We start from the raw sequence: 10,025 nt of genomic DNA on the forward strand, positions 1-10,025 counted from the left end.
GTGCCGCGCTGGCGATCGCCGCGGTGCCGATGGCGGCGACCCGCTGCGCCCGGCTGTGCCGCGCTGGCGATCGCCGCCTCCCACCAGGCTCAGAAGTCCCACCAGTAGCTCGGTGCAGTCGTAGTGACTTGTCCAAAGTGATGTCGCATGCGCTACTGGTGCCGGCGATGAACCACTACACCTACCGCGCGGAATGGTCGACCGAGTATCACGAGTACGTGGCCCGATGCCTGGAGTTTCCTGACCTGTCACACCGGGCGCCGACGGTGCGCGAGGCGATGGCCGGCATCGAGCGCACCGTCGACGAGCACGTCGCCGGTCGGCAGGCCGGCGGTGACCACATTCCACGACCGCTGACCGAGCGGCGCTACAGCGGCAAGTTCGTGGTCCGGACGTCGCCGGCGTTGCACGCGCGGCTGGCCGTCGAGGCCGCCGAGCAGAACGTGTCGATGAATCACTGGATAGTACAGAAACTCGCCGGCCGGCAACCAATCGGCCTGTTCGACCTGTGATATCGCCGCCGACATCACTTCGCAGCAGCATGTATGCCTCCGCCAACGATGCAGATGTGGCTGTTGTGAACGCTGCGCCAAGAGGGCCGGTCCTGGCGAGGATTTTGTGACGTTGGCGTCGACCGGGCAACCGTCGCCGCATGGGAGGGCGGTGATCGCGCACCGCGGGTCGACGAGCTGGAACAACTGGCTCAGGAATGCCACAAGTGGCCGCACATCAGCGTCGACGCCGGCCGGGCTCAGAACCCGGACCCGTGGACCTCGTGTCCCGGGGTCTCCGCCGTCAGGCCGCGGTAGGCCTGCTCGACGGTGGAGCCGTGGTTGATCACGGCGTCCACCTCGCGGGCAATCGGCATGTTCAGCCCGTACTTGTCGGCGAACTCCATGACCACGCTGGCGGCCTTGACGCCCTCGGCGACCTGGTTCATCGACGCGATGATCTCGTCGATGCGTTTGCCGGTGCCGAGCTGCTCGCCGACATAGCGGTTACGGCTGCGCTGGCTGGTGCAGGTGACGATCAGGTCGCCCATCCCCGCCAGCCCGGAGAAGGTGTCGCGCTGCCCGCCCATGGCTTCGCCCAGCTTCGACATTTCGCGGACTGACCGCGCCATCACCATGGCGCGGGTGTTCTCGCCGATACCCAGCGAATAGCCCATCCCGACGGAGATCGCGTAGACGTTCTTCAACGCGCCGGCCATCTCGACCCCGATGACGTCGTCGGTGGTGTAGACCCGGAATCGCCTGGTGCGGAACAACTCTGCCAGCCGGGCGGCCAGGTGGTCGTCGGGCATCGCCAGCACCGACGCAGCCGCGTAGCCCTCGGCCACCTCACGGGCGATGTTCGGCCCGGCCAGGATGCCCGCCGGGTGGCCGGGCAGCACCTCTTCGATGATCTGCGACATCCGCATGTTGGTGCCCTGCTCGAGCCCCTTGACCAGCGACACCACCGGGACCCAGGGCCGCAGCCGGGGCGCCAGGTCGGCGAGAACCCCACGAAATCCGTGGGAGGGCACACCCATGACGATGACGTCGGCGGTCCCGGCGGCTTCGGAGAAATCGGTGGTGGCGCGCAGGGTCTCGCTGAGGACGACGTCCTCGCCGAGATAGCGGGTGTTGCGGCGGTTCCCGTTGATGTCGTTCGCCGTTGCCTCGGAGCGCACCCACTGCAGCGTCGGCGCGCGCCGCGAGCAGATGGATGCGACGGTGGTGCCCCAGGAACCGCCGCCGAGCACAACGATCTTCGGTTCGCGCATAGCTGCCATGGCGATCAGGGTATTGCCGCATCGCGGCACAGGTGGCCGTTCCGGTGGCTTTGGTTCCGGCGGCGGGGTGATCCGGGTTATCCGGCCAGCGCCGCCTTGTCGTCGACGCGGCCGAAGACCATCGACTCCTCGATCCGGTCGAACCGGTAGTCGATGGCATCGGCGAAGTAGTTCTGCCGGACGTTCCACGGCCGCTTCGTGCCCGACTTCGGCAGCGCGTGCAGGGCACGCAGCACATAGCCGGCCTGGATGTCCCACGCCGGTTTCTCCGGCATCAGCGCGTCTCCCAGGTGTGGATAAGCATGCGTGTAGCCGTGAGCGCGCATGTGCGCCAACAGTTTCGCCGTTGCCTGGGCGGTGATGTCGGCGCGCAACGTCCACGAGGCGTTGGTGTAGCCGACACACCAGAACAAGTTGGGCACGTCTTCGAGCATGTGCGCCTTGTAGACGAAGCGGTCCTGCGGCTTGACCTCGGCCCCGTCCAACGACAGCCTGACCCCGCCGAGCGCCTGCAATTGCAGCCCCGTCGCCGTGACCACGATGTCGGCGTCGAGATGCCCGCCGGATCTCAGCGCGATCCCGGTGGTGTCGAAGTGGTCGATGTGGTCGGTGACCACCTCGGCGCGTCCTTCGCTGATCACGACGTACAGGTCGGCGTCGGGGATCAGGCACAGCCGCTGATCCCAGGGCTGGTAGTGCGGCTTGAAGTGGGTGTCGACGTCGTAGCCGGCGGGCAGGTTGTGCACCGCCGTGCGCCGTATCCACCATTTCATCAGGCTCGGCGTCTTGCGGGCGACGAACCACACCAGCCCCTCGAAGATCGCCATGCGCATACGGGCCAGTTGGTGAGAAACCCTGCGCGGCAACACTGTCCGGACAAGCTGGATGGTCGGGCTGACCTTCGACGCGGAGAACAGATACGTCGGAGAGCGCTGCAGCATGGTGACCTTCGCCGCTTTGTCGGTCAGTGGCGGGATCAGCGACACCGCGGTGGCGCCGCTGCCGATCACCACCACCTTCTTGCCGGCGTAGTCCAGATCTTCGGGCCAGTGCTGCGGGTGCACCACCGTGCCGCCGAACTGCTCGATGCCCGGGAAGTCGGGCGTGTAGCCCTCGTCGTAGTTGTAGTAGCCGGACCCGAAGAACAGGAACCGGCATCGGTAGGTCGCGCCGGCCCCCCCTTCTCCGTCGGCGGTGACCGTCCAGGTGTCGGTGGCCGAATCCCAGTCGGCGGAGCGGACATAGCTGCCGAACCGGATGTGGCGGTCGATGCCATGCTTGTGCGCGGTGTTGACCAGGTATTCGCGGATGTCGACGCCGTCGGCAACGCCTTCCCTGCGGGTCCACGGCTCGTAGGGGAAGCTCAGCGTGAAGATGCTGCTGTCGGAGCGCACCCCCGGGTAGCGGAACAGATCCCAGGTGCCGCCGATCTGGTCACGGCGCTCCAGGACGACGTAGCGGGTGCCCGGGTTGCGCTCGGTGATGCGGTAGGCCGCGCCGAGGCCGGAGATGCCGGCGCCGATGATGACGACGTCGAAGTACTCGGTGTCCTGGGGCGTCGCGCTCATGGTGAACCTCGCTTCCGGCACAGGCTGGTGTCCCACCTGTCAGCCTAGGCACCCACCGGTTGATCGGGCCAGCGCGGTACCGATCACGACGGCTCCAAGAGGACGTCGACATGCAGCGGTGCGCAGCGGTCGACGAGCCACATCTGGTCGGCGGGGCTGGCGAAGATGCGCGCATGGTCGTGGTCCTGGGTGAAAGCCTGCCTGTCCCCGCCGCACCGGTCGCCGAAGAACACATACGCCTTGGCGTCGTTGCACATCCGCGACATCCACACCAGGCCGTCCAGGCCGACGGTGTGCGCGGCCTGCGCCCAGCGGACCGTGGCCGGATAGGCGGACGCCGGGCTCGTCGTGACGTCGTCGGCGCGGACCCTCAGCCGGCGCAGCCCGGTGCCGTGCAGAACGGCGACGCACAGCTGTCGGGTCAGCTTCAGCCGGACCAGCACCGCGCCGGCGTATCGGTCGTAGGGCAGCACGCCTCCTTCGATCGGGATGTCGTGCAGCAGCGTCTCGGCGATGGCGGCGTCTTCGGTGTCGGCGGCGTACAGGATCGGCACCACGGGATCGCCGAAGAAGCCGAACCGGGTGGCGGCGCCGAGGCCGGGGTTGAAGTCGGTCGCGGTGCGGGTCGCCGACAGCACGCGGTAGAGCAGATGCCCTGCAGGCACGGTGGCGGTGGCCGGGTCGAACGGGATCGGTGGCCCTGTCACCACGAAACGGCCAGCGCCTCCGCCGCCACCGCGACGACGCGGTCGGGATCCTCGGTGAGGTGCTGCACCGGGCGATCGCCGTCCAGGTAGGTCGTCGGTGAGCACAGCCACTGCACCAGACCGGCCTCGGACCAGCCGTGGGCGTCAGCGATCTCGCGGAGGCGCCCGATGGCGGCAAGCGGTTGGCCGTCGGGCCCGAACTGGAACCCGGGATAGGCCAGGTAGTTGCCTTGCCGCACGGCGACCAGCGCCTTGTTGCGGTGCGCCGTGGTGGCGAGGTTGCGGGGAGCGCGGGACCGTGACCCCATCCGTTTGCCGGCTTCGGTGCTGGTCAGCATCCCGAACTCGGCGTCGATCCGGGCGTAGAGGTTCTGCTCGGCCTGCACGGCGCGGGCGACGGCGGGCTCGGTGTAGACGGCGACCGAGGACAGCGCCGCACCCACCGCGTGGGCGCTTTCGCGGACCCGACGGCTCCCGGCCGTGAGGTCGTCGACAATCGTCACGCCATTCCTCCGTCCATGCGCTTCGTGCAGTTCAGTCTAGCGCATGATTCGAACGGCAGATGTGCGGCGGAGCAGGCTACCGGTAGTTGACGAACTGCAGCGCGACGTCCAGGTCGGCTTTCTTCAGCAGCGCGATCACGGCCTGCAGGTCGTCCTTCTTCTTGCTGGAGACGCGCACCTCGTCGCCCTGGATCTGGGTCTTGACGGTCTTGGGGCCCTCGTCGCGGATCAGCTTGGTGATCTTCTTGGCGTTCTCGCTGCTGATGCCCTGCTTGAGCGTGCCGGTCACCTTGTGGGTCTTGCCGGAGGACTGCGGCTCGCCCGCCTCGAAGGCCTTCAACGAGATGTCGCGGCGGATCAGCTTCTCCTTGAAGACGTCGACGGCGGCCTTGACCCGCTCCTCGGTCGAGCTGGTCAGCTCGACGGCTTCGTCGCCCTTCCACTCGATCCTGGTGTCGGTACCGCGGAAGTCGAACCGGGTCGCCAGCTCCTTGGCGGCCTGGTTGAGCGCGTTGTCGACCTCCTGACGGTCGACCTTGCTGACGACGTCGAACGATGAATCCGCCATTGGATCCGTCCCCTTCCGGTGGGTGTTGGCCGTTTGTGCTCCGGGTACATCCTCGTTGTACTCTGCTACGCGTAACACATCCGGCAGGTTGCCCGAGCGGCCAATGGGAGCGGACTGTAAATCCGTCGGCTTACGCCTACCCAGGTTCGAATCCTGGACCTGCCACCACGGATCGCAGGCCCCGACAGTCGGCGCCGCACCACGCCGGCCGGCCGGCGCCCGTCGATTAGTGTTCGACAACGTGACACCGCCGACGCGGGCGAGGCTGGCCGACGGTCGAGAACTCTGGTTTTTCTCGCTGCCCGGCCACGTGCCGGCGCCGGTCGCCGATCGCCGGCCGCTGCCGCCGCGCGACCTGCACCCGTCGCAGCTACGGTTCGACCGGGCGACCGGTCAGTGGGTGATCATCGCGGCGCTGCGCCAGGACCGCACCTACAAGCCGCCGCCCGACCAGTGCCCGCTGTGCCCGGGCCCGAGCGGTCTGACCAGCGAGGTGCCCGCCGCCGACTACGACGTCGTCGTCTTCGAGAACCGGTTCCCGAGCCTGTGCGGCGAGGGCGGGCTGGGGCCGGTCGGCGGCGGCTTCGTGTCTGCGTCCGGGCATGGCCGCTGCGAGGTGATCTGCTTTTCAGCCGACCACACCGGGTCGTTCGCGGACCTGGCAGCGCCGCACGCCCGGCTCGTCGTCGAGGCGTGGCGGCATCGCACCGCCGACCTGATGGCCCGGCCCGGTTTCGAGCAGGTGTTCTGCTTCGAGAACCGCGGCGAGGAGATCGGAGTGACGCTGACCCATCCGCACGGCCAGATCTACGCTTACCCGTGTCTGACACCGCGCACCGCGGCGATGCTGCATCAGGCCCGCGAGCACCGAATCCGACACGGCGGCAACCTCTTTGCCGACCTGCTCGCCCGGGAGGTCGACGACGGGCGTCGTGTCATCGCCCGCACGGAGCTGTTCACGGCGTTCGTTCCGTTCGCCGCACGCTGGCCGGTGGAGGTGCATATTTATCCGAACCGGTTCGTGCACAACCTTGTCCAGCTCGACGCGGCCGAGGTCGACGACTTTGCGCGCCTGTATGTCGAGGTGTTGCAGCGCTTCGACCGGATGTATTGCGAGCCGCTGCCGTACATGTCGGCGCTGCATCAATTCGGCGACACCGACGACCAGCGCGACGGCTACTTCCACGTCGAGCTGATGTCGATTCGCCGCAGCGCCACCGCGCTGAAGTATCTGGCCGCCTCCGAGTCGGCGATGGACGCGTTCATCAGCGACGTGCGACCCGAGGCGGTGGCTCGGCGGCTGCGGGAACTGCGGTGAGGCCAGTCCGTTACGCCGCGCCGGGAAGGGTCAACCTGATCGGGGAGCACACCGACTACAACCGGGGTCTGGCGCTGCCGATCGCGCTGCCGATACGCACGGTGGCCACGTTCACGCCCGACCACACCGAGGCCATCAGCGTGCGCAGCGACCGCGCGGACGGCACCGCGCGCATTCCGCTCGACACGGCTGCCGGTGCGGTGACGGGCTGGGCCGGCTACGTGGCCGGGGTGGTGTGGGCGCTGCGGCAGGCGGGGCATCCGGTGCCGGGCGGCGCGATGTCGATCACCAGTGACGTCGACATCGGGTCAGGCCTGTCGTCCTCGGCGGCGCTGGAGTGCGCGACCCTCGGCGCGCTGTGCTCGGGCGCCGGTGTGCAGCTCGACCGCGTCGAGCAGGCCCGGTTGGCGCAGCGCGCCGAGAACGAGTATGTCGGTGCCCCAACGGGTTTGCTCGACCAGCTGGCGTCGCTGTTCGGTGCGCCGGCGACGGCGTTGCTGATCGACTTCGCCGACGTCAGCGTCCGTCCGGTGGCGTTCGACCCGGAGGCGCACGGCGTCGCGCTGTTGTTGATCGACTCGCGAGCCCGGCACGGGCACGTCGGCGGCGAATACGCGGCGCGCCGCGCGTCGTGCGAGCGGGCCGCCGCTGATCTGGGCGTGCCGTCGCTGCGGGATGTGGGCGACGTGTCGGCACTGGACGCGGTCACCGAACGTCTCGACGCCCGCCGCGCCCGACACGTCCTGACCGAGAACCAGCGGGTGCGTGATTTCGTGGCGGCACTGACAGAGTCGGATTTCACCGGGGCGGGCAGAATCCTGACGGCGTCGCAGGCGTCCATGCGCGACGACTTCGGCATCACCACCGCGCAGATCGACCTGATCGCCGACACCGCGGTGGGCGCGGGTGCGCTCGGCGCGCGGATGACCGGTGGCGGTTTCGGCGGCGCCGTGATCGCGCTGGTGCCGTTTGCGCGGCTGGCCACCGTGACGGAGGCGGTGCGGCGGGCCGCGCACGAGGCGGGTCACCGGCAACCGGCGATCACCCGGACCTACGCCGCCCCCGGCGCCGGGCCCTGCGAGCAGTAAGACGGGCCGATGCGCGGGCTCACCACAACACCTTTGGGGCCCCACGGTGTCGCGGCGGGTCAGATCATGTCGTTGCGGGTGAGCCAGCGCATCACCGGCCAGCCGACGAACACCGGTAGCCAGCAGGTGAGCACCCGGTAGAGCAGCACCGACGGCACCGCGACGGCCGCAGGCACGCCGAAGGCGGCCAGCCCACCGATCAGCGCGGCTTCCACGGCGCCGACGCCGCCGGGGGTGGGCGCCGCCGAGGCGAGCGTCCCGCCGACCATCGTCACCACGGTGACGGTGACGAACGTGGCGTGCCCGCCGAACGCCTCCATACTGGCCCACAGCGCCAGTGCAGCGCCGAGAGTCGTTCCGGCACAACCAAGTACGATCAATGCCAGCCTCTTCGGCTCCCGCGCCAGCGCGACGAGGTCCGCGGTCACCTCGGTGAGTCTCGGGCGCACCGCCGTCGCCAGCCAGCGTCGCAGCCTCGGCACCAGGAAGAAAGTTCCGACCACGCCCAGGGCCGCGCCGGCGACCAGGTACAGCACCGTCGCGGTGGGGACGAAGTGAGACAGGTCGGTGCCGACGCCGGCGGCGGTGCTGAACAGGATCAGCAGCGCGACGTGGACGATCACTTGCACCGACTGCTGCAGCGCCACCGCCGCGGTGGCACGCACCGCGCTCATCCCGCCCTTCTGCAAGAACCGGGTGCTCAACGCCAGCCCGCCCACCCCGGCCGGAGTGGTTGTCGCCGCAAAAGTGTTGGCCACCTGCATGATTGACAAGTTCCTGAAGCTGACCGAACCATCTGCGCAGGCCCACAGGGCGGCCGCCGCGCCGACGTAGGTCAGCGCCGACACCGCCAGCCCCAGCAGCGCCCACCACCAGTCGGCGGTCGCCAGCCGCGAGAGGAACGCCGGCACCGTGCTGATGAACGGATAAGCGACGTAGACCAGCGCCACCAGCAGCACCAGTCGGACGAGCTGGCCGCGGGTGAAGCGGGTGATGGTCTCGGCCCGGATCTGGCCGGCGCCGGTCTGGCGCATCACTTCCGTGCGGGCGGCGGCGATGACGGCACGGGCGTCGGGCACCGCATCCCGGACCTGTTTGGGCACAGCGGTTCGGGTGAGCCGGCGGGAGGCGGTCAGCACGGTGGATGCGCCCAGCACGTCGATCGCCGCGGCCACCGCGGACCCGGCGCCGTACAGCGCGGACGTCGTGACCAGCAGCGCCGCGATGTCCGATTGCAGCTGGGCGTCGGTGGCGCCGTATTCGGCGTTGCCGAAACCGCCGAACAGCACAGTGCCGTCGTCGACGGTGATCAGGCCGGCGCGCAGGTCGCCGTGCGAGATCTGGTGGTCGTGCAGGCCGCGCAGCGACTCCCACACCCGGGTGACCGGCGTCGCCGTCGCGCAGTCGGCGATCGGGACGCCGCGCACCGGGCGGTGCGCGTACAGCATCCAGCCGCGGTCCAGTGCGGCGGCGGTGATCGTCGACGTGTTGGCCGCACCCAGGGCGCCGGCCGCGACCGCCATCAGCGCGCGGTGCTCCACCGCGCGGCGCAGGGAGGCGTGCAGCGGCGCGGTCTCGGTGTCGCGCAGCCGCAGCTTGCGCCACAGCTGGCGCACCGCACCGCCGCCGCGTTGATGCGGGCCGTACAGCTCGAGCACGGCGGGCTGGTCGGCGGCGGCCGACACCACCAGCGGGCCGGGCCCGGCCGGCCGGACCACAGTCAGCCCGGACACCGCGATGCCTCGCCGGGTCAGGGCGCGGACGGCACCGTCCAGCGGCACCTCCAGCGCGGGCGTCCCGACCACCAGGACCACCACGGCGCCGATGAACCAGCCCACCGCCAGCCCCAGCAGCGTCCGCGCCGGCACGATCGCGCTGACCACCAGGTGGATCGGCACGAACGCCAGTAGCAGCGTCCACCACCAGGTCCGGCGTCGCGCGGGCAGCCACGGGCCCGACACGGTGAGCACCGCGGCCAGCATCGCGATCCAGCGCGGGTCGTCGAGGAACTGCGACAGCGTGGTGGCCAGCCGCTCGGAGAGGTCGAAGTGCCAGCCCGGCGCGGCGATGCGTTTGCCGCTGACCGACAGCGCCGCCACGGCGAGGAACCCCGCGGCCGTGCAGGCGCCGAGCAGTGTCCACTGCCGCGCGATGATCACCCCGACGAGGATCATGAACGGCATGGCGACAATGGCGATGGCGTACGCCAGGTACACCAGGTCCGACTGGGTGGGGGAGAGCGCTCCGACGATCTGCGAGACGGATTTTTCCAGCGCGGTCCAGCCCGGGCGGGTGATCAGCGAGCTGGTGACGACGGCCGCGAGGGCCAGTGCGGCCAGCGCCACCCGCAGGATGTCGTTGGTGCGCCGGGACAGCGGCTGCAGCAAGCTGCCGGAGACGGCGATGTCGCGTCCGTCAACTCGCATGCTGGTCCTTCGGGGCTTTTGCAGCGGTTCGTCGACAACATAGCCGAGACGTCCTCTCGAACCGCCACGACGC

9 protein-coding genes and 1 tRNA gene are annotated in these 10,025 nt (G+C 69.5%); 4 read left to right on the forward strand and 6 right to left on the reverse strand.

What is annotated here, in order from left to right:
• Positions 1-167: 167 nt before the first annotated feature.
• The gene (locus tag ABDW21_RS05315; protein ID WP_343710166.1) at positions 168-512 is read left to right on the forward strand and encodes a type II toxin-antitoxin system HicB family antitoxin; all 345 of its coding nucleotides are present in this window, start codon (positions 168-170) and stop codon (positions 510-512) included.
• Between the two features lie 239 nt (positions 513-751).
• On the opposite strand, the gene ABDW21_RS05320 is transcribed toward ABDW21_RS05315, so the two are convergent.
• From ABDW21_RS05320 to ABDW21_RS05340, 5 genes are all read right to left on the reverse strand, one after another.
• Positions 752-1,774 carry an NAD(P)H-dependent glycerol-3-phosphate dehydrogenase gene (locus tag ABDW21_RS05320; protein ID WP_343710161.1) on the reverse strand — a complete coding sequence of 341 codons (1,023 nt, stop codon included), beginning with the start codon at positions 1,772-1,774 and terminating at the stop codon, positions 752-754.
• A gap of 77 nt (positions 1,775-1,851) precedes the next feature.
• Entirely contained in the window at positions 1,852-3,342 is a 1,491-nt protein-coding gene (locus ABDW21_RS05325; RefSeq protein WP_343710162.1) for an NAD(P)/FAD-dependent oxidoreductase, read from the reverse strand.
• A gap of 83 nt (positions 3,343-3,425) precedes the next feature.
• Positions 3,426-4,049 carry an RES family NAD+ phosphorylase gene (locus ABDW21_RS05330; RefSeq protein WP_343600518.1) on the reverse strand — a complete coding sequence of 208 codons (624 nt, stop codon included), beginning with the start codon at positions 4,047-4,049 and terminating at the stop codon, positions 3,426-3,428.
• Positions 4,046-4,552 (reverse strand): hypothetical protein, encoded by a 507-nt coding sequence (locus tag ABDW21_RS05335; RefSeq protein ID WP_343600519.1) that lies wholly within the window; start codon positions 4,550-4,552, stop codon positions 4,046-4,048. Before ABDW21_RS05335 ends, ABDW21_RS05330 begins: the two co-directional genes overlap by 4 nt.
• Before the next feature lie 76 nt (positions 4,553-4,628).
• Entirely contained in the window at positions 4,629-5,120 is a 492-nt protein-coding gene (locus tag ABDW21_RS05340) for a YajQ family cyclic di-GMP-binding protein (RefSeq protein ID WP_343600520.1), read from the reverse strand.
• 82 nt (positions 5,121-5,202) lie between these two features.
• Here ABDW21_RS05340 and ABDW21_RS05345 point away from each other — a divergent pair.
• From ABDW21_RS05345 to ABDW21_RS05355, 3 genes are all read left to right on the forward strand, one after another.
• Positions 5,203-5,288, forward strand: a tRNA-Tyr gene (locus ABDW21_RS05345).
• A gap of 73 nt (positions 5,289-5,361) precedes the next feature.
• The gene (gene galT, locus ABDW21_RS05350; protein WP_343600521.1) at positions 5,362-6,438 is read left to right on the forward strand and encodes a galactose-1-phosphate uridylyltransferase; all 1,077 of its coding nucleotides are present in this window, start codon (positions 5,362-5,364) and stop codon (positions 6,436-6,438) included.
• Entirely contained in the window at positions 6,435-7,526 is a 1,092-nt protein-coding gene (locus tag ABDW21_RS05355; RefSeq protein ID WP_343600522.1) for a galactokinase, read from the forward strand. Before galT ends, ABDW21_RS05355 begins: the two co-directional genes overlap by 4 nt.
• Before the next feature lie 59 nt (positions 7,527-7,585).
• Here the strand turns inward: ABDW21_RS05355 and ABDW21_RS05360 are convergent, their stop codons facing one another.
• Positions 7,586-9,952 (reverse strand): lysylphosphatidylglycerol synthase transmembrane domain-containing protein, encoded by a 2,367-nt coding sequence (locus tag ABDW21_RS05360; protein ID WP_343710163.1) that lies wholly within the window; start codon positions 9,950-9,952, stop codon positions 7,586-7,588.
• Positions 9,953-10,025 lie beyond the last annotated feature (73 nt).

It is taken from the genome of Mycobacterium sp. (genome assembly GCF_039583805.1).
GTDB lineage: Bacteria > Actinomycetota > Actinomycetes > Mycobacteriales > Mycobacteriaceae > Mycobacterium.